Genomic DNA, 22,742 nt, shown 5'->3' with positions numbered 1-22,742 from the left:
ATGAAATACATAGTTATTGCATTAATCGGGGCGCTGGCTTCCGTTTTATCCAATCAGGGGATTGCAGTATTTAATGACGGTTTCCGGCCAATTGTAGGGCAGTATTTTAACGGCGAGATTAACCGAAAAGAATTGGCGGCCATGAGCTTTGCCATCAGTTTCGGCCTGGTCATTGGTTTTGGTATACCGACCTCCATTGCAGCAAGCATTATTTTGATCCACTGCCTGCTGTTAACTACTGATATCATCGGATCTTTCTGTAATAACAGCAGGAACGGGATGATCCTTTCCGCTGCCATTGGAGCCGCTTACGGCCTGGCGATTCTGGCCGGTCTTGAGTTTGTTGTAAAACTGTTCAGCTATATGCCATATAACTTCACCAGTGACTTAGGAAGCGTTTCCGGCTATATAACAGTTGCATTTGCCATATTCCCGGCAGTGGGCATCGCTTATCAGCACGGCTTTAAAAAAGGATTGACCGCCGCAATTGTAACCTTACTTGTATATTTCCTTGTAAAAAAATTCGGTACCTTTCCTATTGGGGCAGGCAAGGTTTCTTTAAATGCAGAAGGTATGGCAATGCTTGCAGGTATGATTATGATGATCGTTTATGCTGCTCAGCAGAAAGGAACGGAGCATACCAATGAAGGGCTGACCAAGGGCTTTGAGGGCAACATTTTACGAATTCGTAAAAACTGGCTGTTGTTGGCTGTTATGGGCGGTCTGATCGCATCCGGAACCAGCCTTGCCATTATCGCCGGCGATCCCGCTTCCCTTGCCCTTTTAGCCAACCAGGAATACAGCAACGCCGGATTAACCGCACTTGCAAGAGCCATTGGTTTCATACCTCTGGTATTTACTACAGCCATTGTGACAGGTGTGTACGGTGCGGCTGGCTGTACCTTTGTATTTGTAGTCGGACTGTTCCTCCATGGAAACCCGCTTTTTGCCTTTGTACTCGGATTTGCAGTCATGGTGGCAGAGATTTTCCTGATCAACATTTTTGCAAAATATATGGATAAATTCCCAGGAGTCAAAGATATGGGAGAGTATGTGAGAACATCCATGAACAAGGTTCTGGAAATTTCTTTGCTTGCAGGCGGTATCGTTGCTGCTGAAAAAATGGCTGTTTCCTCTTCCGGGTACACTGGAATCGGAGCACTGTTTGTAATCGGGGCCTTCCTGTTAAATAAGAAAGCGAAAAAACCGATTGTTGACCTTGCGGTTGGTCCTGTGGCCTGTATCGTTTTCGGAGTGCTGCTGAACCTGCTTCTCATAATCGGTCTCATTGCAGTCCCGGTGGCGAAGTAGCTGGGAATTGATATGGAAAGACTTGAAACATATGCAAAGAAAACATTTTTGGCACTTAAAAATCCTTATTGCACTGTAAACCAGGTAAATCCCTGCGTCATTGACCTGGTTGCTCCAACTCAGAAAAAACATGGATTTGCCTGGTATACCGGTATCAAGGATACTCCGGTCATTCCCGGGAAACTAAAAGAACGTCTTAATGAAAATGGCTTTTTATTTCATACCGCCGATAAAATGGCTTTAGGCGGAAGAGCGGTGGATTTACAGCTTATCAATCCCATTACAGGAAAATGGATGACCGGCTCCAGCAGCGGTACGGCCCTCAATGTATTCTATGGAATCAATGATGCCGGAATCGGAACAGACGGCGGCGGCAGTGTACTGGCACCTGCCGCTGCGCTCAATCTTTATGGATTTATCTCTCCGTTAATCGAGCAGGATCATATGAGGCAGCATTCCAAAGCTTCCACTGATGGAATCATATTTTCCCCCAGCATTGGCGCCATTACCAGAGATTTAAAGACCCTGGAACAGGTTTTGGACCCATTGCTTGGAATAAGCCTGACAGAGGATTCCGATGATAAGAATACCGATTGGGAATGGAAAGAGGTACCAAACGATGGCCAGCCGGATATTTATGGGGGCCGGAAACCTTTGATCCAATACTTAAACGGAATCATAAGGCCGGGAACCATCCTGATCTCAAGGGAAGGACCAGTGGATGTAAATGACATGGGAGACAGCATTTACGGCCATTTTGATAAGGAAACAGAAAAATGCCAGGCTCTTTCAGGAAAAGGTCTGATGCGGGTGGTCAATATGTGTGGAAAATCCGCACTGACCGTTCCTTCCAGTGAATTGGGGCGCTGTATCGTTCTGATCTGTGAAAGTAAAAAGGAGGACATTGAAGCAATGTTCCGAAAGGCAAGATTGCTGGTCTGTAAAAGATCCCAGCTGATCGAGCGGTACTTTATGAATCTTGATATGTATTTCTAGTGGAGAAACGACGGGCCAAATGTGAGAGTAACTTCCCCCTTTGTCCCTTGAAGGCAAAGGTTAAAAGAAAAACGTCTTACAACCTTGAGTTTATGAACAGCGTGCCCCGCTTTACCGGGTATCAACTGGATATGCAGGCATATCCCCTTGAATCATTAGGAGACAAAACATGGAAAAAGGTTATACTTTGATGCATGAACACATTACCATAGACTTATCCGGGGTAAAAAAAGACCAGGATTGCCGTCTGGACTGTTTTGAGGAATCGAAAAGCGAGCTTCGCTGTTTGTATCAGCTAGGAGTCAGGCGCATTCTGGATGTGACGAATATGGGGATGGGAAGGAATCCGGAATACGTGAGCCGTATGGAAAAAGCCACCGGCATCCGGATCCTGCAGTCGACCGGTTTTTATAAAGAGCCGTTTCTTCCGGATTTTGTGTATTCCATGTCGGAAACAGAACTTGCCAAGCTGGCAGAGAAGGAATTGACGGAAGGAATAGGGGATTCCGGCATCAAAGCTAGGGTCATAGGAGAGTTTGGAACCAGCAAAAGCACCATGACGGATATGGAAAAAAAGGTGTTTCATTCCATGGCTTTGGCAGCGGTGCGCACCGGTTCCGTAGTAACTACCCATACAACCCTTGGAACAATGGCTTTGGAACAGGCCATATATTTAAAAAATGCCGGGATACGGCCGGAAAAGATTATTATCGGCCATTTAGACCTTTCCCAGGACACAGATTACATTCTTTCTGTTCTGAAGGAAGGCGTCAATATCGGATTCGATACTGTAGGAAAAAATAATTACTGTCCAGACCGGTTCCGTGCAGAAACATTAAAGCGAATCGCAAGAGAAGGTTACCTGGGGCAGGTGGTTTTATCTATGGATATTACCAGAAAATCTCATTTAAAGGCATGGGGAGGTTTGGGTTATGCTTATCTGTTTGAAACCTTTCTTCCCATGCTTCGGGATTATGGATTATCCGAGGAACAAATCGATATGCTGCTGATTAATAATCCGGACCGGATTTTGAAATAAGGAGGAAGATAAAATGCAGACCTATCCGTTATCCAGCATCTCAGTAGAGGAGGCCGCCAGACTGCAGTTTAAAGTAATTGATTGTATCACAAAATCATTCAGCGGCCGCGAGATTTTAAATCGTGGAGATTTAGGGGTTGTTCCGGGGCTTAATAAGCCGTTAACCACACAAAAAACGGAACGGGTGATTGCGGATCTGTTTGATGGGGAAGCTTGTATCCTGGTAAGAGGAGCCGGAAGCGGAGCTATAAGAATGGGACTCCACAGCATATTAAAACCAGCTGAAAAAATCCTGGTACACAAGGCGCCTGTTTACAGCACGACTGCCACATCTCTGGAAATGTTATACATTCCGACTGTAGAGGCCGATTATAATGATCCGGACGATATTCGCCGGGTGATAAAAGAAAACAATGATATTAAAGGCGCTCTCATCCAATACACAAGGCAAAAGCCGGATGACAGTTATGACATAGCCCAGGTAATAGAAACAATTAAGGAATGCATTGATATTCCCATATTAACCGATGATAACTATGCCGCCATGAAAGTGAGCCGGATCGGCATCCAGTGCGGCGCGGACCTTTCCTGTTTTTCCTCATTTAAGCTGTTGGGCCCGGAAGGCGTAGGCATTATCGTAGGAAAGGCATGTTATATTGAAAAGTTAGTGAAAGAAAGTTATTCCGGAGGCATGCAGGTTCAGGGCCATGAAGCCCTGGATGTACTCCACGGCCTTGTCTATGCGCCTGTGGCCCTGGCCATCCAGGCCCAGGTAAATGAGGCATGTGTAAAACGGCTGAACGCAGGTGAGATTCCTCAGGTAAAACAGGCATTTCTGGCAAATGCCCAGTCAAAAGTACTTTTGGTTGAGTTTTATGAGAACATTGCAGAAAAAGTACTTAGGGAAGCCGAAAAGCTGGGAGCAGCACCGAATCCAGTGGGAGCAGAATCGAAATATGAGCTGGTTCCCATGTTTTACCGGGTATCCGGTACCTTCCGGAGTGCGGATTCCACGCTGGAAAGCCGTATGATCCGAATCAACCCGATGCGGTCCGGGGCGGATACCATTATGCACATTATAAAAGAAGCTGTAGAAAGAGTGATATAAATGTTTTTAGAGCAGACCTTAAAACGAAACCCGGAACTGATCAAAGCCTCCTTTGAGCTTCATCAGAGCGGACTGATCCAACCGGATTCTTATGTGATAGACGTGGATACCTTTCTGGATAATGCTTCTTTCATGTTAAGAGAAGCAAAGGAGAAGAAGATCCGGTTGTTCTTCATGCTGAAGCAGGCCGGAAGAAATCCCTATCTGGCAAGGAAACTGGTAGAACTGGGCTACGAAGGGGCCGTTGTAGTGGATTATAAAGAAGCTAAAGTTATGATGGATCACCAGATCCCGATCGCAAACGTCGGGCATTTGGTACAGATTCCTACTGCCCAGGTGGAGGAGATCGTAGCATACCATCCTCAGATGATCACGGTATATTCCGAAGAAAAAATCAGTCAGATCCATCAGGCGGCAAAGAAACTGGGGCTTTCCCAGGAGATCATTCTCCGTGTTACTAACGATTCGGATATGATCTATTCAGGACAGACTGCAGGGTTTCATATTGATGCATTAAAAGATCTGGTAGAACGGGTCAAAACGCAGTATCCCTGTGTAAGAATTGCAGGTGTCACTTCTTTCCCCTGCTTTTTATATGAAGAAACCGCCCATGACCTGATCCCTACCAATAACGTGGATACCGTAATACATGCAGCTAATATTTTAAAGGAGTGTGGAGTTCCGGTAACCATCGTCAATACGCCTTCTGGCACCTGTACCTACGCTCTAAGTAAGATCAAAGAAATGGGAGGAAACTGTGCCGAACCGGGCCATGGCCTGACCGGTACAACTCCAATACATGCATACCATATGCTGGAGGAAATCCCGTGTGTTACTTATGTAAGTGAGATATCCCATAATTTTAAAGGGCAGGCTTATTGTTTCGGCGGCGGCTATTACCGGCGTTCCCACGTAAAGTCTGCTCTGGTTGGGACCTCTTTTGATAGTAATACAAAAATGGGTGTTATTCCACCTTCCGATGAAAGCATTGATTACCATTTCGGCCTGACGAATGAAGGGACGGTAGGAGATACTGTGGTCATGGCATTCCGTTATCAGATCTTTGTCACCCGGTCGGATGTGGTGCTGATTGAAGGATTGAAAAAGAAAAAACCGCAAATTGTTGGAATATATGACAGCATGGGGAAAAAGTTATGAAAAAAAGATTGATTGTCATCGTTTTGGATGGATTCGGCATTGGAGCCATGGAAGATGCACGTCTTGCCAGGCCGGGAGATGAAAAGGCTAATACCCTTAGGAGCATTCTGAAAGACTACCCTGATTTAAAACTCCCGGCACTGGAAAAACTGGGGCTCATGAATGCCTACGGAGAGGAAAGTGCCTCCATGAAATTCTCACCTGAAGCCAATTCCGGAAGCTGCGAGCTCATGCATTTTGGAGCAGATACGTTTATGGGCCATCAGGAAATTATGGGAACACTTCCGAAGAAACCAGAAGTCCATCCCTTTCAGGAGAAAGCAGATACAGTAAAAGCACACCTGGAGGCAAATGGACATCAGGTACAGGTCATAGAACGGCAGGGGCTGCGCTATTTACTGGTAGACCAGTACGTAACCGTAGCAGATAATCTGGAAGCGGATTTAGGGATGTGTTACAATGTAACGGCTCCATTGGATCTGATCTCCTTTGAAGAGGAGTATGCCATAGCCAAAAAGGTAAGGGAAGTAGTAACCGTAGGCCGCGTGATTGTGTTTGGCGGAACCGGAAATACCATGGAAGACCTCTGGAATGCCGAAGAGGTGAAAGAAGGCCGCTTCATCGGTATTGCGTCTGCAAAATCCAAGTCCTACGACCATGGCTACCAGTGCAGACACTTAGGCTATGGAGTGGATCAAAATGTACAGGCCCCCACGATTCTCACAAAAGCAGGGTATGACTGTACTCTGATTGGAAAAGTTGCGGACATTGTATCCAATGACAGAGGGCTGAGCATATCCTGCGTACCAACACAGGAAGTGATGGACCTTACCTTTCGGGAAACAGTAGCCATGAATCAGGGCTTTTTATGCACCAATGTGCAGGAAACAGACTTAGCCGGACATTCCCAGTCCACCATGGTTTATAAAAAGATCTTAGAAATCGCAGACCAGGGAATCAGCAGGCTTTTACCGGAGCTGACTTCTCAGGACATTCTGGTGATCATGGCCGACCATGGAAATGATCCCAATATCGGTCACAGTAAGCATACCAGGGAGTGCGTCCCCCTTCTCGTTTATAAAGAAGGAATAACAGGAAGAAGGCTGGGAAGGAGAAAAACTCTGTCTGATATTGGCGCAACCGTATGTGATTATTTTGGAACAGACGCTCCGCAAAACGGTGAATCCTTTCTGTCGGTTCTTAAAAATTGATGGGAAAGAATTTAACTTTATCAAGTTGTAAATACAGATTGACTACGTAAAAGAAACATGAAGGATACGGCTAAAGCCGCACCCCTCATGTTTTTTTCTTTTCCTATGAGATTACTCAACCGTCACAGACTTTGCCAGATTCCTAGGCTGATCCACATCCAGATCCTTTCCTACAGAAGCATAATAAGCAATAAGCTGAAGCACAACTGCGATTGGAAATACCGTGAACCGGTCGCCGATCTCCGGAATATTGATCTGAACATCAGCAATCCCAGGCTCAATCTTTGATTTCTCCTTTGTTAATAAAATCACAAACGCACCTCTTGCTTTTACCTCCCGGATATTGGAGATGGTTTTTGAAAAAATCTTCTCCTGTGTTGCAATGGCTATAACCGGAACCTGATCTGTTATAAGAGCGATAGTCCCGTGTTTTAATTCCCCCGCAGCATAGGCTTCCGCATGAATATAGGAAATTTCTTTTAATTTCAAAGCCCCTTCCAATGAGAAGGCGTAGTCAAGGCCACGCCCGATAAAAAAGGCGTCCGGCTTATTGATTAAGTGTGTTACTAAAGCCTTTACCTCATCCTTTTTTTCAATCATAGCCTCCATGGCCGGTATGGCATCAAGCAGCTTTTTTATAAAGTCCTCGGCTTCCTCATGGTCATAATTTCCCCGGACAAAGGCCATCCGGCAGCATACCATATAAAGGGCTGCAAGTTGAACAGAATATGCTTTTGTGCTGGCAACCGCGATTTCCGGGCCTGCATGAGTATATAGAACATAATCGCTTTCCCTGGCAATGGTAGAGCCTTTTACATTGACCACAGAAAGAGTAGCAGCACCGCAGGCCTTCGCCAGCCGCAAAGCCGCCAGGGTATCAATGGTCTCCCCTGACTGGGATATGATGATGACCAGAGTATTACGATCAATGAGCGGATCTTCATATAGGAATTCAGAAGCAATGGAAACTGTAACAGGGATCCGAAGAAGCGGCTCCATAAGAGCCCTTGCCACCATCCCTGCGTGCATGGCAGTACCGCAGGCCACGATATGAACCTGAGAACACTGTTTCAGCACTGTATCCGGTATGCCGTCATCGCCAAAGTCCGGCAGCCCCTTAACCAGGCGCGGCAATATGGTGTTCTTTAGGGCCGCCGGCTGTTCGTGGATCTCTTTCAGCATAAAATGGGGGAATCCGTTCTTCATGGCTGCATCCATGTTCCAGTTTACCTCCATCAGCTCCGGTACTTCTTCCTGCTGTTCCAGGTTATAGAGATGTACCTTATAAGAGGTGAGTTTTACAATTTGATTCTCAGGAACTACAAAATACTGCCTGGTATATGGAATGAGGGCAGTTAAATCCGAAGCTACAAAAGAACCGGATCTTGTATAGGCTACCACCAGGGGGCTGATGTTACGGATTGCAAAGATATCACCGGGATGATCCTCAAACATCACGCAAAAGCTGTAAGACCCTTTTAAATAAGCAGTAAATTTTGAAATAGCTTCCACCGGATCTCCCTGATAAATGCTCTCCAGAACCCAGGCAGCCACCTCGCTGTCTGTTTCAGAGCGGAGTTTTCCCTCCAGATGAAAATCCAGAGTGAGCTGATGATAATTTTCTATAATGCCGTTATGAACCAGAGTAATCCGCCCGGCCTGATGGGGATGGGTATTCTGGGTCGTTACACCTCCGTGGGTTGCCCATCTGGTATGTCCAAGACCACAATGGGATACCTCTGTGATTCCTTTGCATTCTTCCTTTAAATTAGATACTTTTCCTATATGTCTGATCAGACGGGTATGAGAATTCTCCATAAAAAGAGCAATACCTGCGCTGTCATACCCCCGGTATTCCAGTTGGGACAATCCATCAAGCAATATTCTTTTAGAGTCTAATGGTCCTGTATATCCAATAATTCCACACATAATTTCACAATCTCCTTAAGTTTTCATTTTATGTCTGCACTCGTCCTTAAAAATGGCAAACAAAAAACAGGCCGTCTGGCTTCAAATTTTAAAAACGGCAGCTTTTTATTACATTCTGTTTTAATTCCCCGGTTCCAACGCGTTTGTTTTGCAGTTACCTGCATATTTCACGTAAGATACACGCCCGGAGGGGCATGGAAGGGCATCCGCCGAATATTCGATAACCCTTCACCTCGTCAACCCTTGATGCCATTTTTCCATGGAAAAATGTTCACGATCGCATCAACTGGTGCATGGCGCTTAGCTTTGCTATTGTTATTTATGCCTCCTTCATAAATCTAGTTTATTATAGCCTGTGATCGTTTGTGCGTCAATACTATGATTTACATTCATTTTACGAAAAACTTCTTTTTCATTTTACATCATTTCTATAAAATGAATTTTAGATATACAGAAAGGAATCGTGATCTATGGCAAGTTTGTCTTTTGTAAATGTGTGCAAAACCTATAAAAACGGCCTCACCGTTGTAAAGGATTTTAATCTTGATATTAAAGACAGGGAATTTTTGATCCTGGTCGGACCATCCGGCTGCGGGAAGTCTACGACACTTCGCATGATAGCAGGGCTTGAAGAAATTTCTTCCGGTGAGTTGTGGATAGACGGACAGCTTATGAATATGACAAGCCCCCAAAGCAGGGACTTATCCATGGTATTCCAGTCTTACGCTCTTTATCCCCACTTAACGGTCTACCAGAATATGGCCTTCGGCTTAAAAGTACATAAAGTCCCGAAGGAAGAAATAGAGAAACGAGTCGGCCGCGCAGCGGAAATCCTTCATATCAGCCACTTGCTTGACCGGAAGCCTTCTGCCTTATCTGGAGGGCAGAAACAGCGGGTTGCCATCGGAAGCGTTATTGTCCGCCAGCCTAAGGCATATCTGATGGACGAACCTCTATCCAATCTGGATGCAAAGCTGCGGGCACAGATGCGTGTAGAGCTTGCTAAAATTCACAGGGAACTGGGTGCAACCATCATTTACGTTACCCATGACCAGGTGGAGGCAATGACCCTTGGCACCAGGATCGTAGTCATGAACAGCGGGGTGATCCAGCAGGCTGCAGCTCCAAATGACATTTACCAGAATCCGGTCAATAAATTTGTGGCAGGCTTTATCGGTTCCCCCTCCATGAACTTCCTGCCTGTCTGGGTAGAGCGGAGAGAAGAGAAGATCTGCCTGGAATTTGGCAATAACAAACTCTTTGCCAATGAAATCTGCGCAAAGCGGCTGGTGGAAGGCGGTTATGTGGGAAGGCGTGTGTACCTGGGGATCCGGCCTGAAGATTTCCATGAAGAAGGACCAGAAGAGCAGAAGCTTCTTATGGATGTGGATATGAAAGAAGTCCTTGGGGCGGAAATACTTTTCCATGGCCGAATTAGCAGGGAGGAGATATGTGTACGGTTAAGTCCCAATGTTAAAGCAGAATCCGGCGACCGTTTACCGGTTTATGCGGATATGGACCGAATCAAGCTGTTCGATATGGATACAGAGCAAAATATTTTATACGTTTAAGGAGCCTTCTTATGAACCTAAGAACAATTGTAAAGAAAGCAGGGCCTTATGCCTATATGGTCCCGGCAATGGCAGTATTTGCTGTATTCCTGTTTTTCCCGTTTTTCAAAACGATATATTTAAGTCTATATAAAACCAATAAAATGGGCCAGGCCAAGCTTTTTGTAGGTCTTTTAAACTATACGGACCTTTTAAATTCCCCGTCTTTTTTCAACAGCCTTCTGGTAACCGCAGTATTTGTCATAATTGTCGTATTAGTGAGCATGCTTTTAGGGCTCGTTGCCGCAGTTCTTTGCAGCAAAACCTTTCCCGGGATCCGGATCTTCAGCACTGCTTACGCACTTCCAATGGCCATTGCTTCCAGTTCCGCTGCCATGATATTTAAAATCATGCTTCATCCTTCCATCGGAATTGTTAATAAGATCCTGGGATTCCATATCAACTGGATCAGTGATCCCAAGTATGCCCTGGTCTGTGTCGCCCTGCTGACCGCCTGGCTGAACAGCGGAATCAACTTTCTTTATTTCAGCGCCGGGCTCAGCAACATTGATGAGACCATTTATGAAAGAGCCTCTGTGGATGGAGCAAATGCCGTTCAGAGATTTTTCTTCCTGACACTCCCTGGCTTAAGCCCTATCATGTTTTACACCCTGGTGGTCAATATCATTCAGGCATTCCAGTCCTTTGGCCAGGTCAAGGTCCTGACTCAGGGCGGGCCCGGAGAATCTACCAATTTGATCGTTTACTCCATTTACCGTGATGCCTTTTTTAACTACCGCTTCGGGAGCGCAGCCGCTCAGTCCGTGCTGTTGTTCCTAATCATCATGATCCTCACCTTATGCATGTTCCGCTTAGAAAAGAAGGGGGTAAGCTATTGATGGAATCCATTATCACCGCAGCCTCCAAAGATATGAACCGGGAGGAGCTGGAAAAACTGAAACAGTCTGCCAATCAGAAGGCCCTTTTCCGCAGAAGGGCGGGTAAGCTGGCTCTTGTAATCATAAACCTGGCCGTGTCCGTCTTTGTTTTGCTTCCGCTCTTGTATGCGGTGAGCATTGCATTCATGCCTTCCAGTGAACTGTTCACAACTGATATGAACTTAATCCCAGGGAATCCGACCCTTGAGAACTTTCGTCAAGCCATGGTTAAAATCCCTTTAAACCGGTTTATTGTCAATTCCTTTTTTGTGGCAGGCTGTATCACATTCGGACAGATCTTATCCTGTTCCCTGGCGGCATTTTCTTTTTCCTTTCTGGACTTTAAGGGAAAAAATCTGCTGTTCATGATTGTCATGGCAACCATGATGATCCCGGGAGAGGCCACCATCATCTCTAATTATTTGACCGTAAGCGGGTTACAATGGCTTGACAGCTATAAGGTGCTAATTATTCCTTATCTTACCTCAGCCATGGGCATTTTTCTATTCCGGCAGTTTTATAAATCTTTTCCTGTATCCTTATATGAGTCAGCAAGAATTGACGGTTGTTCCAACTTAAGATTTATTTACAGCATCCTGATTCCTCTTACCAAATCAGCAATTGGGGCCATGGCAGTCTATACCTTTATCAATGCCTGGAACATGTATATGTGGCCTCTACTTGTTACCGGCTCTGACCGCATGAGAACGGTTCAGATTGGAATCGGCATGCTGGACAGCGTGGACTCCCAGTCCATTTCCATGATGATCGCAGGTGTTGTCATGATCATCATTCCATCTATCTCTGTTTTCATTGCAGGGCAGAGACAGTTGATCCGTGGTATGTTCTCAGGAGCAGTCAAAGGCTGACCTGGTTCAGACGTCCGGCGAGCCCACCAGGCAAATCGGACTTCAATATAAAAAATAAAATTTGGAGGAAAGAAGATGAAGAAAAGAGCACTTGCCATGAGTATGGCAGTCATGATGGCAGCAGGAGCATTGTCCGGCTGCGCCAGGCAGACAGGAACAGAAACGAGCAGCGCCGATTCGACCGCTGTGGAAGCTCAGACGACTGCCGCCCAGACTGCTGAAAGCTCTGGCAGCCCGGCAAGCACCACCATAACCTTCTGGCATTCTATGGGGGGTGTAAACGGAGAAGCCATCGATACTCTAGTAACGAAATTCAATAAGGAAAACACTTCCGGCATTACCGTAGAAGCTCAGTATCAAGGCAGCTATGACGATGCTATCAACAAGCTGAAAAGTGCTCAGATCGGCAATATGGGCGCTGATCTGGTCCAGATTTATGACATCGGTACCCGTTTCATGATCGATTCCGGCTGGGTCATTCCCATGCAGGAGCTGATTAATGAGGACCATTGGGATTTAACTCAGGTAGAACCAAACATTGCAGCTTATTACACCGTAAATGGAAGTTTGTATTCCATGCCTTTTAATTCCTCTACCCCGATTCTCTATTATAATAAAGACATCTTTACGAAAGCCGGCATCACGGAAATTCCTGACAGCCTTCCGGGAATTGAAAAAGTCGGCGATGATCTTATTGGAAAGGGCGGAGCAGGAGAGGTAATATCCTTAGGTATTTATGGCTGGTTCTTTGAGCAGTTCACCTGCAAGCAGCAGGCTCAGTACGCCGACAATGGAAACGGAAGAGAAGAAGCGGCAACGGCTGTAGATTTCGATAAAAACGGAGCCGGTGTCAAGACCTTAGCAGCATGGAAGGACTTATCGGATAAGGGCTATGCTCCTAATGTCGGACGTGGCGGTGATGCAGGGCTTGCTGACTTCAGTGCAGGCAAAGCGGCTATGACTCTGGGCTCCACCGCATCTTTAAAACAGATATTAAATGATGTGAATGGCAAATTCGAAGTAGGAACTGCATATTTTCCAAAGGTGAGCGACGATGATAAAGGCGGCGTTTCCATTGGCGGAGGTTCTTTATGGGCACTAAATAATGAGGATCCGGCAAAGCAGCAGGCTGTATGGGAATTTGTGAAATTCCTTGTTTCCCCGGAAAGTCAGGCCTACTGGAATTCCCAGACCGGTTATTTTCCTGTTACGGTTGCCGCTCACAATGAAGCTGTGTTCAAAGATAATATTGCACAATACCCTCAGTTTAAAACAGCCATTGATCAGCTTCATGATTCCACCCCTCAGTCCGCCGGAGCGCTTCTCAGTGTATTCCCTGAAGCAAGGCAGATCGTGGAGACAGAGATCGAGAACATGATCAACAACAAGGGGACCCCGGAAGATGCAGTTGGTAAGATGGCAGAAAGCATTAATAAGTCCATTGAAGACTATAATCTTATTAACAATTAAATTCAGAGAGGATATTGACAGATGAGAACAAAAGTTTGGGCTCACAGAGGCGCTTCCGCTTATGCGCCGGAAAATACACTGGAGGCTTTTGAACTGGCCATCAGGCAGAATGCAGACGGAATTGAACTGGATATACAGATGACAAAGGATGGAAAACTGGCTGTAATACACGATGAGACCATTGACCGCACCTGTGATGGCACCGGTTATGTAAAAGATTTCACCATGGAAGAACTTAAAAGGTTTCGCTGCAGCAAAATCCAGCCGGAATTTGGCACCTCAGTCATTCCTGAACTGATCGAAGTATTGGAGCTTGTAAAGCCTTTTGATCTCACTGTTAATATTGAGCTGAAGACAGGAGTCTTCCGCTACAAAGGAATTGAGAAGGAAGCATTAGCACAGGTGAAAAAAGCTGGGTTGGAGGAACGGGTCATCTATTCCTCCTTCCATCACCCCAGCATTGTGAAGGTGAAGAAATTAAATCCCAAAGCATTAACCGGACTTCTTTTTTCAGATGGTTTCATTAACGTTCCAGGATACGCAAAATTAATAGGGGCAGATGCACTTCATCCGTCTCTCAACCACCTCCGGTCTAAAAAACTGATTAAGGAAGCAGGAAAAAAGAAGCTTCCTCTTCATGTCTGGACCGTGAATGATAAAAACATGATGGAATACCTTGCAGAGCAGGAAATTGAAGCAATCATAACCAATTACCCTGATATTGCAAAAGAAATTGTAAACAAGAAAGGAAAATCACATGATACGATTAGTAGCATCTGACATGGATGGAACTCTTTTAAACCGATATGGAAAGGTTTCCTCCTTAAATATTGCCGCCATTGAGGCTCTTAAGCGGAAGAACATCGGTTTTGTTGTCTGCACCGGCAGAAACTTTGCCGATGCCTACAGCCCCCTAAAGGAAGCTGGAATTTCCTGTGATATTATCTGTATGAACGGTGCGGCCGTTTTTGACAGTTATGGAAGACAGCTGCGAAAACAACCGCTGTTAAAAGGCCAGGTAAGCCGCATTCTTGATATTTGCCGGCCGTTTTCAGTTCTTTATGATTTTATGACAGAAGAGGGAAGTTACACCACCTCCTCCATGGAAGATTTTCGGAAAAGCTTTGAGGATAAGATTTTTCTTCCCATGGTTTCCGATGAGCATACCTATGAGACCATTGTAAAACGGTTTCAATTTACAACAGAAGTAGTGCTGCTTGGATCTTCATGGGAGATATATAAAATGTCTGTTGTCCATGAAAACCCGGAGGTCTTAATGCAGATTCGCTGCGCTCTGGAAAAAGAAGAAGGAATCTCAGTTGCTTCATCAGCCCCCTCCAATCTGGAACTGACTCACATAGGTGCGCAAAAGGGATCTGTCCTGATGGAATATGCGGCAAGCGCCAACATCCATTCCAGGGAAATCCTTGCCATTGGAGACAGTGAAAATGACCTTTCCATGCTCAGCCTTCCTCTTGGATATGCCATAGCCATGGGCAATGCCTCGGAAGTGATAAAGCGCAGCGCACGACTCATAACCAGAAATAATGATGAAGATGGGGTTGCTGTCGCCATAGATTCTTTGATCCTTTCGGAAGCAGCCACAAATTATTGATTCTTTTACCAATCTTAAATATATCAAATCTTATTCTCTTTCTTTTAGTCCCCAGATTACAGGTACAAATAAACCTGGCTGCGTTACGGCCATTGGCCGTAGTTCAACCAGGCAAAACTGTTTTGTCAAATGTTGTAAATCCCCTCACGAACACCCTGCTTAACAACCTCAGCCAAAACCGGTGCAGTTGCTTTTATTGTTTCAACAATACTTTTCAGGAGCAGTTGAGCATTAGATGGCTGGTGCAGTTCTTCTATCATCCATCATAATTTTTTTATAGTGGTCAAGGTAACTATTTTGTGTTACAATAAATAGCTGATTGACTGATAAAATTAAGAGAAAAGCAAGATATCATAGGCATATTTCTGATAGAATAGATGGGATCTGCCAAAGAAAATATTGGAAAGGATTGATTACTCGATCATGGATTATGAGGATGAATTAGACCGTATGCGGGACCGCAAAAGCCGGGAGGGCAGTAAAAGGACGAGGAGCGCAGATAAAACTCCTCCGACAGAGAAAAAACGCCAGCCGCAGACGGTAAGAGGAGATAGAACCTATTATAGTACAGGTGACGGAAGAAACCCGCGTGTACGATATAATGGACCGCAAAACGGCGCCAAACATAAAGCGAATAAAAAACGGAAACGAAAACACAAGCAGCGAGTCATATTAATGGAGCTTGTAATTTTGGCGCTGGTACTGTTTGGCGTATTTTTTCTGTTCAAACAGCGCACCCATCAGAAAGGTTATTGGACCATTGCCGTTTTTGGCGTTGATTCCCGGGACGGAAAGCTTGAAAAGGGAGCTCTGTCCGATGTGGAGATGATCTGCAATATCGATAAGGCTACCGGTGAGATAAAACTGGTATCGGTTTTCAGGGATACATATTTAAAGATTGACAGCAAAGGAACCTATCACAAGATTAATGAGGCCTATTTTAAAGGCGGCCATAAACAGGCAGTGGATGCTCTAAATGAGAATCTGGATCTTAACATTGACGATTATGCTACCTTTAACTGGAAAGCTGTTGCTGATGCCATTAACATTCTGGGCGGGGTCGATTTGGAAATTACAGATTCAGAATTCGCCTATATCAATGGTTTTATTACGGAAACTGTTAATTCCACCGGAATCGGCTCTTATCAGTTAAAAAAAGCAGGAATGAACCATTTAGATGGCGTACAAGCTGTGGCCTATTCCAGACTCCGTCTCATGGATACGGATTTTAACCGGACTGAGCGCCAGCGCAAGGTGATAAGTCTTGCAATGGAAAAAGCGAAAAATGCTGATTTTGGAACATTAAGCACCCTGGTTTCTACCGTATTCCCGCAGGTATCTACCAGCGTTGGCATGAATGATGTTCTGTCCATAGCCAAAGGAATCAATAAATATCACATAGGAGAAACAAACGGTTTCCCATTTTCACGCACTACCATGAAGATCGGCAGAATGGATTGTGTTATCCCTACCACATTAGAGAGTAACGTCAGCCAGCTTCACCAGTTTCTTTATAATAAGGCTGATTATTCGCCATCATCAACGGTGAAAAAGATCAGCGACAAGATCGCCCAGGAAAGCGGCATGAAAGATCCTGGAAAGAATGCTCCATCCGGCGGAAGTTCAGGAAGCAAGAAAAAAGATACTTCGTCATCAAAAGATACCGCTCCTGCACAAACGGAAGCTGCCACTGAAGAAAGTGTGAAAGAGACCACTGCAGAAAGCACGAAAGAAGTGATTCCGGAAACAACCGAGCAGGAGAGGACGGAAGTTCCCACCAACGATGACGGAAGCCTGATTGGGCCTGGGGCCAATATAAAGGAAACAAAGGAAGAGAAGAAACCGGAGAAAGAAACGGAAAAGGAAACGAAGCCGGAAAAGGAAACGAAGCCGGAAAAAGAAACAAAGCCGGAAAAAGAAACCGAAGAAAATCCGGGAGTACAGGAAGGTCCGGGATCTGGCGGAGAGATCGGTCCTGGAGTATAAGGAGAAAGGAAATTATTTTATGATTTTATCTGATAAAACAATTCTTCGGATGCTAGAGGATAAAACGCTGACGATATCACCAATGGAAAAGCACCAGATCCAGCCTGCCAGCGTAGACATCAGACTTGGGAATACATTTTGTGTCGTAGAGGATTCAAGCAATGGGATTATTTCCTTAAATGATGAAATTCGATATAAAACCATTGAAACGGATCGGTATTTGCTTCTGCCCGGACAGTTTGTACTTGCTACCACCATGGAATATTTCTCTTTGCCAGATAATCTGACGGCCTTTGTGGAAGGCCGCAGTTCCTTGGGAAGGCTGGGGCTGTTTATTCAAAATGCAGGCTGGGTGGATCCGGGATTTAAAGGTGAAATCACATTAGAACTTTTTAACGCAAACAGATGTGCGATCGAGCTATGTGCAGGCCGCCGTGTAGGACAGCTTGTTTTTGCACAATTAGATGATCATGCTTTAAATCCGTACAACGGAAAATATCAGGGTCAAAAGGGTGCAACGGCTTCTAAAGTTTTTATGGATATGGATTTGTAACGAAAAAGGAGACCAAGGCCAGCCGAACTTATCGGCGGCCTTGATCTCTTTTTTACTTTCTAGCGATTATTTATCCCTACTTTAATATCTAAAATATCCAGGAAAAACATGAACAGCGGAATGCCAAAAAGCAGACCCCAGACTCCAATATAATGTTCGCTCACCATTAGAATAATAAATACCAAAAATACGGGAATCTTTGTTTTTGCAGACATTAATTTAGGGTTCAACACATAGGTTTCCAAAGAATGAAGAACAGCAATCATCACAATAACTTCAACGATTTTTATGGCGCCTCCAATGTTAAATGCGATAATTGTAAGGGGAATCATGGATATGATCACCCCGGCAACAGGAATCAGTCCCAGTATAAAAATCATGGCTCCAAGCCCCAATGTCTGCGGAAATCCCATAATTGTCAGGGCCAGCACAGACAGAAAAGAGTTAATGCATGCAATAACAATCTGCAATTCTATTACTTTACCGAAAGAATTTAAAAACTTTTTCCCATAGAACTTAAAGTATTCATACAGAAAGGAAACTTTGCTCTGTTCCATGTGTCCAAAAAACGTAACGATTTCGTCCTTCTCCAGTAAGAAAAGAAAGCTTATCAAGAATGACATTAACAAATTGATACTAAAAGTACCTGCAGTAGCAACAAACCCCAAAAGATGGTTTTCCGCTAACCGGATATAAGCGTCGATCTGATCCTCTGGAATGATATTCATCAGATTAATGTCGAATTTTGACTGAACCTGGCTCAAATCAAAGGTTGAAATCAAACCGATGATATCAAATAGCTGCTGGGTAACCTTTGGAATATAGACAATACCGGATATCGTGAAAAACAACACAATTATAATGTACATAAAAATAGTAATCAGTTTACGGCTGATTTTCATACGGGAATTTACTTTATCATAAATAAATTTTTGAAGCTGACCCAAAATAAATGTAACTATAAAAATAAGTAAAAGCTGATTCAACATGCCTCGAAAGAAATACATAAACAAAACCAGCAATACGATACTTAAGATCTTTTTTACAAGTGTATTATTGATAATTCCATCAAACTTTTCCATTCTGTTTACCTTTCTAACCTAAAAACATGTATTTATAAATTATGTGCTATTTATGTCGAATTTAGGCCTGTGTTCCAATTATAGTATAAGAATAAAACTTTGAAAATACCTGGACACAAATTTTAAAATCTATAATGACTTCTTAACAGCACCATGGTGTTAAAATCTTATTTATAACATATAACAGTTTTATATATTGACATTTATCGATATGAAACTTATAATGTTTTCTTAGCTACTAAATTTGGGGGAATATTATGAATGTATCTATAACAAATTGGAAACGAAATTTTTATACTATATGGGCAGGCCAGGCATTTTCTCAATTTTCAAGTTCTGTCCTTCAGTTTGCGATTGTATGGCATTTGACAGATAAAACCGGTTCCGCTTTGGTTTTATCTGCCGCAATGATGATGGGATTCCTGCCGCAAGGAATCTTAGGCCCTTTCATAGGTGTGTTCATTGACCGTTATAATAGAAAGATGATTATGGCAGTCTCAGATTTATTCATTGCTGCGGCCAGTTTTATCATGGTTATTGCGGGGAAGATGGGCGTTTTATCCACAGAACTGATTTTATTGGTTTTGCTGATTCGTTCCATAGGATCTGCTTTTCATACGCCTTGCCTTCAGGCAGTGACGCCTCAGATTGTACCGGAAGATCAACTGACACGTTGTTCCGGATACTCACAGGCATTAGAATCTGTTTCTCAATTATTTAGCCCTGCGTTAGCGGCAGTTCTCTATCAGTCATGGAGCTTAAGCAGTATCATCTTCCTTGATGTTATTGGAGCAATAATTGCAGTATTCATGCTTGTGATATCAGTAATCCCGGAATTAAATCATAATGAAAGCAAAGGGAAGATACATATTATAGAAGAGGCAAAGGAAGGTTTTAAAATACTTCGTACCAAAAAAGGAATGCTGGGCCTGGTTTTAATAGGCACTCTTTACACTTTAGCAATGATGCCGACCAGTGCATTATTTCCGCTGATGAGTATGTCATATTTTCATGGTACCAGCACAAATGCAAGTGTTACTGAAATTGTATTTTCCATTGGGCTGCTGATTGGCTCTTTGATATTGGGCAGATGGGGAGGAACTAAAAATAGAATTTATACCATAATCGGTTCTTTTCTGTTAATGAGTTTTAGCCTGTTTGTCTCTGGGTTCTTGCCGCGTGACGGTTTTTTAATATTTGCAATATGCTCCTGGTTAATGGGAATATCCGGCCCATTTTATTGGGGAATGTATACACCATTGCTGCAAAGCAACTTTGAAGCGAAGTATTTAGGGCGGATAATATCATTATCTAGCAGTATCCGCTTAATAAGCGGCCCAATAGGACTTTCTGTTTCCGGAGTTTTTGCAGAGAAATATGGGGTGGAGAAGTGGTTTCTGATTGCAGGAGCACTGGTTTTATTTGCCTCATTTTTATGTCTGGCCATACCTTCCATAAGAAATTGTGATGCAAAACTAAATGATAATAAGATAGAAGATTAAATACAGCTGTTAGATTAGAATCATATAAAAATATTGACAAATTTAAATAGGAGTATATAATGACATCAAATTGATATATATGAATGTGTGGAGTGATTATGGATAAACACAAGAAAACTGCTAAAATCTTCAAAGCGTTCTGTGATGAACAAAGACTTGCAATATTAGAGTTATTACAAGACGGAGAAAAGTGCGCCTGCGAATTGCTGGAAAAACTGGATATTACCCAGTCAACCTTGTCCCACCATATGAAAATTCTTTGTGAGTCCGGGATAGTAGTAGGGCGTAAAGATGGGAAATGGATGCATTATTCAATCAGTGAGTCCGGGATAGAACATGTGAAAAAGCTTATAAATGATATAACATTGGTAATCCCCAATGAGCCAAATAATTGTTGTTAAATATATCACCTAATTTTAAAACGAAAAAGCATAGATTGAATGCCGAACAAGAAACTAACAAACACGTCATCTTGTCCGGTATTCAATCTATGCTTTTCCTATAATCATTCCGCATAGGATTATTAACAGTATGGCAGGAAATTCATCAGGCTTTGAAATCTTGCCTGACATATATCAGTTCACTCAGGATTCAAGATAATTCCGGATATCCTTTGTTTCATGGTCTTCGTATTTAACGATATTTCCTTCCCAGGTTCTTAATTGAACATAGCCTGGTCCCCGGGATACAATGTAATTGGGAAAGATAGGCGTTTTTCCCAATCCCTTGGGAGCATTTACTATAAATGTGGGGATCGCCATACCCGAAGTGTAGCCTCGTAAGTATTCCATGATCTCTATACCGTCTTCAATGGAGGTATTAAAATGAGCGGTTCCCTGAACATGTTTTGCATGAAAGATGTAATAAGGCCTTACCCTGCATTTGAGCAGCTCATGGTTGAGCAACCGCATGATGTACTTATCATTATTGATTCCATTCAGCAATACGGCCTGGTTTCCCAGAACGATCCCGGAATCAGCCAGTTTTTCACAAGCCGCTTTTGATTCTTTCGTAATTTCTATGGGATGATTGAAATGCGTGTTTATATAGATCGGATGATATTTTTTCAGCATGGAACATAATTGATCTGTGATCCTTTGAGGCATGGTTACCAGGCTTCTGGTTCCCAGGCGGATGTAATCAACATGAGGGATCTCTTTCAGCTGCTTTATTATCCACTCAAGGTACTCATCAGAAAGACACAGGGCATCTCCGCCGGTGATTAATACATCCCTGATTTCTTCATTTTCCCTTATATAATCAATGGACTCCAGGATCATGCTGCGGGATCGATGAGCATCTTCCTCCCCGATATTCCTTCTTCTCTGACAGTGCCTGCAGTACATGGCACATTCATTGGTCACATTAATAATTAACCGGTCTGGATATCGTCTTGTAATGCAGCCTGCCGGATTTGTAAATTCTTCCCCCATGGGATCAAGATCCATGCAGGTATCCTCCAATTCTTTATAGGTTGGAATTGATAATAACCGTATAGGATCATATCTATCATCTGGATCTGCCAGGCTTAAATAATAGGGAGAAACCGCCCATCTGAATTTTTTCTCAACCTTTTTAATGCGCATTTTTTCTGTTTCGCTTAAGAAAATGATTTTACTTAAAGTTTCAACATCCGTTATTCTATGAGTTAACTGCCATTGGTAATCATTCCAATTTTCTTCTGTGGCATCCAGTACCTCTAATATTCTGGTTTTCCTCTTAATAAATTCTTTCTCTAAATCCATCCCTTTTGGAATTCTCTTGCGTGCCTCTAAAAAATCTTCGATCCGCCCCTTTAATTCTTCTGCTCTTTCAATTGATACCTGTTGTTTTTTGCTTATTCCCATATAATTTCTCCTTACATATATTATTCACTCCGTAAAAAACTAACTTCCTATGGAGATTTTTGCATCGAAAAACGAAAGCTTCTTTCCTTTTACGAAACAATCAGCGGCATGTTTAAATTTTACTTAATTGTATTTCTGCGGGATGATTGGATACTACATGTGGTTTTTCCGCCAGGCAGCTTAAAAAGGCTTTTGCTTGTTGGAAAATGAAACGTTATTGGTATTCATAAATTTAAGATATGATGATGGATTATAATGTCAGATTAGGTAAAGCAACAACTCAATTATACCAGTAAAGTTGTTGCTTCGTCAACCGTATGAATAAACCAATTCCATAAAACTCAAGATTATATTTCATTTTTATAATGTATTCAAATAATAAATTAGATTTTTATACAGTTACCTTTTCCGCAAATAATACATCTTTTACAAAAATATTATAAAATTAAATTTATAATTATTAAAAACATTAAAATATTACAATTATTTTTAAAATAGTTCATTTATTATAGTAAAAAAATTCCATATAATTAAATAAATTTTTATATTATATCTCTGACTGTTTTTATGGTAAAGGT

20 protein-coding genes are annotated in these 22,742 nt (G+C 43.1%); 16 read left to right on the top strand and 4 right to left on the bottom strand.

The genetic code is table 11. The features are described from left to right. From BMW45_RS23920 to BMW45_RS23895, 6 genes are all read left to right on the top strand, one after another. On the top strand, window positions 1–1,311 hold the full coding sequence (locus BMW45_RS23920; protein WP_092249878.1) for a YhfT family protein: 1,311 nt from the start codon (window positions 1–3) through the stop codon (window positions 1,309–1,311). A 12-nt stretch (window positions 1,312–1,323) separates the two neighbouring features. Next, window positions 1,324–2,307, top strand: coding sequence for an amidase family protein (locus tag BMW45_RS23915; RefSeq protein ID WP_092249875.1), 984 nt, complete (start codon window positions 1,324–1,326; stop codon window positions 2,305–2,307). 169 nt (window positions 2,308–2,476) lie between these two features. Beyond that, window positions 2,477–3,346 (top strand): phosphotriesterase family protein, encoded by an 870-nt coding sequence (locus BMW45_RS23910; protein WP_092249872.1) that lies wholly within the window; start codon window positions 2,477–2,479, stop codon window positions 3,344–3,346. Window positions 3,347–3,359: 13 nt separating this feature from the next. Next, entirely contained in the window at window positions 3,360–4,454 is a 1,095-nt protein-coding gene (locus BMW45_RS23905) for an aminotransferase class V-fold PLP-dependent enzyme (RefSeq protein ID WP_092249869.1), read from the top strand. Further along, a complete protein-coding gene (locus BMW45_RS23900) occupies window positions 4,455–5,612 on the top strand; it encodes an alanine racemase (RefSeq protein ID WP_092249866.1) in 1,158 nt (385 codons plus the stop codon). Beyond that, complete coding sequence (locus BMW45_RS23895; protein WP_092249863.1) at window positions 5,609–6,823, top strand: phosphopentomutase; 1,215 nt, start codon at window positions 5,609–5,611, stop codon at window positions 6,821–6,823. The genes BMW45_RS23900 and BMW45_RS23895 overlap by 4 nt, the downstream gene beginning before the upstream one ends. Window positions 6,824–6,934: 111 nt before the next feature. Here BMW45_RS23895 and glmS read toward each other — a convergent pair whose 3' ends face one another. Beyond that, on the bottom strand, window positions 6,935–8,752 hold the full coding sequence (gene glmS, locus BMW45_RS23890; RefSeq protein WP_092249860.1) for a glutamine--fructose-6-phosphate transaminase (isomerizing): 1,818 nt from the start codon (window positions 8,750–8,752) through the stop codon (window positions 6,935–6,937). 470 nt (window positions 8,753–9,222) lie between these two features. Here glmS and BMW45_RS23885 point away from each other — a divergent pair, with 470 nt between their 5' ends. From BMW45_RS23885 to BMW45_RS23860, 6 genes are all read left to right on the top strand, one after another. After that, window positions 9,223–10,323 carry an ABC transporter ATP-binding protein gene (locus BMW45_RS23885; RefSeq protein ID WP_092249858.1) on the top strand — a complete coding sequence of 367 codons (1,101 nt, stop codon included), beginning with the start codon at window positions 9,223–9,225 and terminating at the stop codon, window positions 10,321–10,323. An 11-nt stretch (window positions 10,324–10,334) separates the two neighbouring features. Continuing rightward, a complete protein-coding gene (locus BMW45_RS23880; RefSeq protein WP_092249856.1) occupies window positions 10,335–11,201 on the top strand; it encodes a carbohydrate ABC transporter permease in 867 nt (288 codons plus the stop codon). Beyond that, a complete protein-coding gene (locus BMW45_RS23875; protein ID WP_092249853.1) occupies window positions 11,201–12,109 on the top strand; it encodes a carbohydrate ABC transporter permease in 909 nt (302 codons plus the stop codon). Before BMW45_RS23880 ends, BMW45_RS23875 begins: the two co-directional genes overlap by 1 nt. Window positions 12,110–12,184: 75 nt before the next feature. Then, a complete protein-coding gene (locus tag BMW45_RS23870) occupies window positions 12,185–13,579 on the top strand; it encodes an ABC transporter substrate-binding protein (protein ID WP_092249850.1) in 1,395 nt (464 codons plus the stop codon). A 21-nt stretch (window positions 13,580–13,600) separates the two neighbouring features. Further along, window positions 13,601–14,359, top strand: coding sequence for a glycerophosphodiester phosphodiesterase (locus BMW45_RS23865; RefSeq protein ID WP_092249847.1), 759 nt, complete (start codon window positions 13,601–13,603; stop codon window positions 14,357–14,359). After that, window positions 14,337–15,194 carry a Cof-type HAD-IIB family hydrolase gene (locus BMW45_RS23860; RefSeq protein WP_092249844.1) on the top strand — a complete coding sequence of 286 codons (858 nt, stop codon included), beginning with the start codon at window positions 14,337–14,339 and terminating at the stop codon, window positions 15,192–15,194. Before BMW45_RS23865 ends, BMW45_RS23860 begins: the two co-directional genes overlap by 23 nt. Window positions 15,195–15,319: 125 nt before the next feature. Here the strand turns inward: BMW45_RS23860 and BMW45_RS29205 are convergent, their stop codons facing one another. Next, entirely contained in the window at window positions 15,320–15,454 is a 135-nt protein-coding gene (locus BMW45_RS29205) for a hypothetical protein (protein WP_416388668.1), read from the bottom strand. Window positions 15,455–15,617: 163 nt separating this feature from the next. On the opposite strand from BMW45_RS29205, the gene BMW45_RS23855 reads away from it, so the two are divergent. Both BMW45_RS23855 and dcd read left to right on the top strand, forming a co-directional pair. Continuing rightward, a complete protein-coding gene (locus tag BMW45_RS23855; RefSeq protein WP_092249841.1) occupies window positions 15,618–17,180 on the top strand; it encodes an LCP family protein in 1,563 nt (520 codons plus the stop codon). Window positions 17,181–17,199: 19 nt separating this feature from the next. Next, the gene (gene dcd, locus BMW45_RS23850; RefSeq protein WP_092249838.1) at window positions 17,200–17,733 is read left to right on the top strand and encodes a dCTP deaminase; all 534 of its coding nucleotides are present in this window, start codon (window positions 17,200–17,202) and stop codon (window positions 17,731–17,733) included. A gap of 59 nt (window positions 17,734–17,792) precedes the next feature. Here the strand turns inward: dcd and BMW45_RS23845 are convergent, their stop codons facing one another. Then, window positions 17,793–18,815, bottom strand: coding sequence for an AI-2E family transporter (locus BMW45_RS23845; RefSeq protein ID WP_092249836.1), 1,023 nt, complete (start codon window positions 18,813–18,815; stop codon window positions 17,793–17,795). A 257-nt stretch (window positions 18,816–19,072) separates the two neighbouring features. Here BMW45_RS23845 and BMW45_RS23840 point away from each other — a divergent pair, with 257 nt between their 5' ends. Beyond that, window positions 19,073–20,317 (top strand): MFS transporter, encoded by a 1,245-nt coding sequence (locus BMW45_RS23840; RefSeq protein WP_092249833.1) that lies wholly within the window; start codon window positions 19,073–19,075, stop codon window positions 20,315–20,317. 98 nt (window positions 20,318–20,415) lie between these two features. Further along, a complete protein-coding gene (locus BMW45_RS23835; protein ID WP_092251172.1) occupies window positions 20,416–20,718 on the top strand; it encodes an ArsR/SmtB family transcription factor in 303 nt (100 codons plus the stop codon). Between the two features lie 183 nt (window positions 20,719–20,901). Here BMW45_RS23835 and eam read toward each other — a convergent pair whose 3' ends face one another. Continuing rightward, window positions 20,902–22,164, bottom strand: coding sequence for a glutamate 2,3-aminomutase (gene eam, locus BMW45_RS23830; protein WP_092249830.1), 1,263 nt, complete (start codon window positions 22,162–22,164; stop codon window positions 20,902–20,904). Between the last annotated feature and the right edge of the window lie 578 nt (window positions 22,165–22,742).

Source organism: Lacrimispora sphenoides (assembly GCF_900105215.1).
Lineage (GTDB): Bacteria > Bacillota > Clostridia > Lachnospirales > Lachnospiraceae > Lacrimispora > Lacrimispora sphenoides_A.
Note: the sequence above shows the minus strand (reverse complement) of the source record. Positions and strands in the feature narration are given on the sequence as shown.

Bases quoted from the DNA above. Each gene is read 5' to 3' on its own strand.
- BMW45_RS23880 (WP_092249856.1), top strand. From the start codon at position 10,335: ATGAACCTAAGAACAATTGTAAAGAAAGCAGGGCCTTATGCCTATATG.
- BMW45_RS23875 (WP_092249853.1), top strand. From the start codon at position 11,201: ATGGAATCCATTATCACCGCAGCCTCCAAAGATATGAACCGGGAGGAG.
- BMW45_RS23860 (WP_092249844.1), top strand. From the start codon at position 14,337: ATGATACGATTAGTAGCATCTGACATGGATGGAACTCTTTTAAACCGA.
- BMW45_RS23870 (WP_092249850.1), top strand. From the start codon at position 12,185: ATGAAGAAAAGAGCACTTGCCATGAGTATGGCAGTCATGATGGCAGCA.
- BMW45_RS29205 (WP_416388668.1), bottom strand. From the start codon at position 15,454: ATGATAGAAGAACTGCACCAGCCATCTAATGCTCAACTGCTCCTGAAA.
- glmS (WP_092249860.1), bottom strand. From the start codon at position 8,752: ATGTGTGGAATTATTGGATATACAGGACCATTAGACTCTAAAAGAATA.
- BMW45_RS23920 (WP_092249878.1), top strand. From the start codon at position 1: ATGAAATACATAGTTATTGCATTAATCGGGGCGCTGGCTTCCGTTTTA.
- BMW45_RS23865 (WP_092249847.1), top strand. From the start codon at position 13,601: ATGAGAACAAAAGTTTGGGCTCACAGAGGCGCTTCCGCTTATGCGCCG.
- BMW45_RS23905 (WP_092249869.1), top strand. From the start codon at position 3,360: ATGCAGACCTATCCGTTATCCAGCATCTCAGTAGAGGAGGCCGCCAGA.
- BMW45_RS23835 (WP_092251172.1), top strand. From the start codon at position 20,416: ATGGATAAACACAAGAAAACTGCTAAAATCTTCAAAGCGTTCTGTGAT.
- dcd (WP_092249838.1), top strand. From the start codon at position 17,200: ATGATTTTATCTGATAAAACAATTCTTCGGATGCTAGAGGATAAAACG.
- BMW45_RS23915 (WP_092249875.1), top strand. From the start codon at position 1,324: ATGGAAAGACTTGAAACATATGCAAAGAAAACATTTTTGGCACTTAAA.
- BMW45_RS23855 (WP_092249841.1), top strand. From the start codon at position 15,618: ATGGATTATGAGGATGAATTAGACCGTATGCGGGACCGCAAAAGCCGG.
- eam (WP_092249830.1), bottom strand. From the start codon at position 22,164: ATGGGAATAAGCAAAAAACAACAGGTATCAATTGAAAGAGCAGAAGAA.
- BMW45_RS23910 (WP_092249872.1), top strand. From the start codon at position 2,477: ATGGAAAAAGGTTATACTTTGATGCATGAACACATTACCATAGACTTA.
- BMW45_RS23840 (WP_092249833.1), top strand. From the start codon at position 19,073: ATGAATGTATCTATAACAAATTGGAAACGAAATTTTTATACTATATGG.
- BMW45_RS23845 (WP_092249836.1), bottom strand. From the start codon at position 18,815: ATGGAAAAGTTTGATGGAATTATCAATAATACACTTGTAAAAAAGATC.
- BMW45_RS23895 (WP_092249863.1), top strand. From the start codon at position 5,609: ATGAAAAAAAGATTGATTGTCATCGTTTTGGATGGATTCGGCATTGGA.
- BMW45_RS23900 (WP_092249866.1), top strand. From the start codon at position 4,455: ATGTTTTTAGAGCAGACCTTAAAACGAAACCCGGAACTGATCAAAGCC.
- BMW45_RS23885 (WP_092249858.1), top strand. From the start codon at position 9,223: ATGGCAAGTTTGTCTTTTGTAAATGTGTGCAAAACCTATAAAAACGGC.